1 pseudogene is annotated in these 4,146 nt (G+C 22.3%); it reads right to left on the bottom strand.

Going from position 1 to position 4,146, the window contains the following annotated elements:
- Positions 1 to 2,262: 2,262 nt before the first annotated feature.
- Positions 2,263 to 4,146: pseudogene (locus MBCUR_RS01305) on the bottom strand (DUF11 domain-containing protein); the annotation flags it as partial.

Genomic DNA, 4,146 nt, shown 5'->3' with positions numbered 1-4,146 from the left:
GCTTTATTGAAATTCATGATGTTCAGCTTTTTAAATTATGTTATAAATGTAGTAGAAACAATTAATTAAAGTTTAAATATTATTATTTTATACATTAAGAGAAAAGCAATGTATTCTTCCTATGTAAAGTCTAATCTAAACAGAAATTATATTTGTTAATAAAAAAAGCTGAAAATATCTTGTTATTTAAGTATTTCCATTTTTGTATTATACAATATAGTAAAAAAACAGTGTAAACATAAAATTAGGATAAAATCTAGAAGCTAAAAAGAGATAGATTTTAACTCATTAATTATATTTGCACTATATTTTTTAGACTATCTATAATATTGATATTTTCACATATAAACCTTTCGTGAAAATACAAACCTTAAACTTAAGAAGTTCAAAATTAAGAAGTTCAAAAAAAAATCTAGTCATTAAAATAATGATTTTAAAAATCTTAGACATAAAAGCAGTTCTTGAATTTTTTTTAAATTTTGAGGGTTATTTATCATCTAAATATTTTTCATATAAATTATTCTTTTTTATTTAATTATACATATTATATTAATAGGTTTTTTAAAAAAATAGGTTTTTTAAAAAGAAATAAAAAATTTGAGAAAATAATACAAAGATATTTGAGATTATTTTTATTAATTATAATTTTTCAATTAGTATAAGATTCAAATTATTATAAAAAAATATTAGAAATAAAATTATAAATTTAGCAATGATTTTTCTAAAATAAATTACAATTTTAATAGAAAATTTAGTATTTTTTCTTTTTTGATAAGTGATATAATAGAAAAAAGATACAATAGAAAAAAATATTGTTGTATTGGTGCCTAAGAAAAATATCCAGTAGAAAAAATAATATATTTTAATTATGTAAAAAAATTGTAAAAAATGATTTAATTTGTTCTTTTGCTAGATTATAATAGTATATATATTTACAATTTTATTTTTTAAATCAAAAAAACCAATGATTTTAATCTAAAAAAGGCAATTTTAATGGTTTTATGTCATTTAAAAAAATAATTAATTTCTCCATTTTAAAAAAAAGATGAATATAAGATATAGTTTACAAGTATATTTTCATAGGATATTAATATTTTTATCTATTCGCATTTATTTTTATTTAAAATTTTAGATAATTTGCAATAATTTTTTATACAAAAATTTAAGTTCATAATATAAAAACAAGGTTTTTAATAACAAAATATAATAATATAACAATTGAAAAATTATTATTTATAAATAAATATTAAAATTTTTGCGAATAAGTATGTTTAAATGTCAAAACACTAAATAAAATTATTCAAAAAAAGTAGTAAAAAACTGAAATTTTAATTGAAAAATTGATAAAGAATGATATGATTTAGTATGATTTAGATATAAAATTTAATATTTTGAAAAACAATAAAAAAATAATAAAAAAGATAAAAAATTACTAAAGTCCTAGAATTAATTTTTTAAGGAAGATATTTTTAAAAGTTCGCTTATGCATGCTTATTGCTACAATTTCGATGTCTGTATATGCAATCATAAACTTAATATTGAATAATTTAAGTGAATATTTAATAGAATTATATTAAAAATATTTAAGCCAACTCAACACAACTAATAGGTTTTTTGCATTGATAATAATATAAATGAGCGAAAATTATTTTATCTTTCATATAAACCTATTTAATATAATAAATAAAATTTTTATATGTTTTAATTAATTTAATTATATACTTAGACAAATTTGTAATTAATCCTTATCTTAAATACTATTTTATTCTTTTTATTTTTATTCATTTTATTTTTATTTATTTTATTTTATCAATATAATTTATTATAATCAATATTTATAAAAATAAATAGTTTATACTAATATTACATGAAATTAAAGAAGATTTAACTTGAATTACTTAATTTAGATAAATTTTTTTATAAATAATTAATGAAAAATTTTTTTATCAAAAGCTATAATTTGATTAATGTTAATTTAATTATAAAATAAACATTATTAAATTATTGTTTTAGAAAAATAGTTTATTATAATTTCTTTAAAATCTTGTCAACAATTATAAAATTTTGTTCAGGATCATATTTGATTAAAGCTATTCTACAATAGAAAAAATGAAAAACATTTAAATTTATTCCAATATCACTAGTTAAAAAAATCAATATTAATACAATAAAAAAAAATGCTTGATATATCAATTAAGAAAATAAAAAAAAAATAATTTTAGAAAAAAATGTTTAAAAAATTGAAAAGAAAAAGAAATAGAATTATTCTTCTTCATCTTCTTCTTTTCTTCTACTTAAGATTATTCCAAATAATAAAATTAAAATAAATCCTATTAAAGGAACACCAGTATGTTTCATACTAGCTCCAGCACCATGATAACCAGTATTATTAGTACCATTTTCCGCATAATGGAAAGTTTTAGCAACATTAAATGAACTATAAGCACTATCTCCATTAAAAACTGCACTAACTTTATATAAACCAGCAAGACGTGAATTATCATGGAAAAATGTTAAAATAGCTAAGCCATTAACACTAGTGAATCTAGATCCAATATAATCTCCATTAAAGTAGAATTTAATAAGTTTTCCAGACAATGGATTACCTTTAGCATCAGTTAAAGCTGCTTTAAGAGTAATATAATTACCATTAAATGTTGGATTAGCAAGTTCTAAATTAGTATGTGTTTTTACATCACTAAGGGACTTGAATTTTTCATTGGCATATTTAGGATAATATAAGTCATTGCCTGAGAAAGTGGCTTCAACATTAGTAACAGGTTTAGTTACTGTAAATGGAACTTTGATTAAGCCATTGGCATCTGTAATAAATATGCTTCTAACTCTAACTATTCCATCTATAACAACTTCAATAACTAAATTTGCTAATGGTTTACCATTAAGATCAGTTACTTTTATTGTTGCAGTTGTATGATCTCCAATATGTGATGGAGGAACATAAATATCAATGTTAATCTCTCCAAGAGTGACAACAGTAATATTGGTTTTATTATCAGGAACACTACTATTACTGCCAGTGTTATTCTCATTAACACCAAAAATACTAGCTACATTCACAATATTACCAGTACCATTCAAACGAACAAGAATATCCAAAATAATAGACTCACCATTAGCCAAACTGCCAATATTCCAAATGCCAGTACTTACAACATAGCTAGTTCCACGAGGAGTAGTACTATTCACATAAACCAATCTATTATCTAAACTATCAATAACAACCAAACCAGTCGCACCATCAGGACCAAAATTAGTCACATTAATAGTATACAATATATAAGCACCATTAACAACACTACCAGAAACATTAGACGATTTAACAACACTAATATTCACACCACCAACAACAGAAATATTAGTCTCATTACCAGGAACACTACTATTACTACCAGTATTATTCTCATTAACACCAAAAATACTAGCAATGTTCACAATATTACCAGTACCATTCAAACGAACAAGAATATCCAAAACAATACTCTCACCATTAGCCAAACTACCAATATTCCAAATACCAGTACTTACAACATAACTAGTTCCACGAGGAGTAGTACTATTCACATAAACCAATCTATTATCTAAACTATCAATAACAACCAAACCAGTCGCACCATCAGGACCAAAATTAGTCACATTAATAGTATACAATATATAAGCACCATTAACAACACTACCAGAAACATTAGACTTTTTAACAATGCTAATATTCACAGCAGTAACCACAGTAATATTAGTATTATTACCAGGAGTACTACTATTATTACCAGTATTATTCTGATCAACACTACTAACATTAGCAACATTCACAATATTACCAGTACCATTAAGTTTTACAAGAATATCTAAAACAATACTCTCACCATTAGCTAAAGCACCAATATTCCAAAGACCAGTACCAGGAACATAATAAGTAGACCTTGGAGATGTACTATTAATGTATATTAATCTACTATCTAATCTATCAGTAATAATTAAACCAGTAGCACCATCAGGACCATAATTAGTCACATTAATAGTATACAATATATAAGCACCATTAACAACATTACCAGAAACATTAGACTTTTTAACAATGCTAATATTCACAGCAGTAACCACAGTAATATTAGTATTATTACCAGGAGT

The organism is Methanobrevibacter curvatus (assembly GCF_001639295.1).
GTDB lineage: Archaea > Methanobacteriota > Methanobacteria > Methanobacteriales > Methanobacteriaceae > Methanoflexus > Methanoflexus curvatus.
Note: the sequence above shows the minus strand (reverse complement) of the source record. Positions and strands in the feature narration are given on the sequence as shown.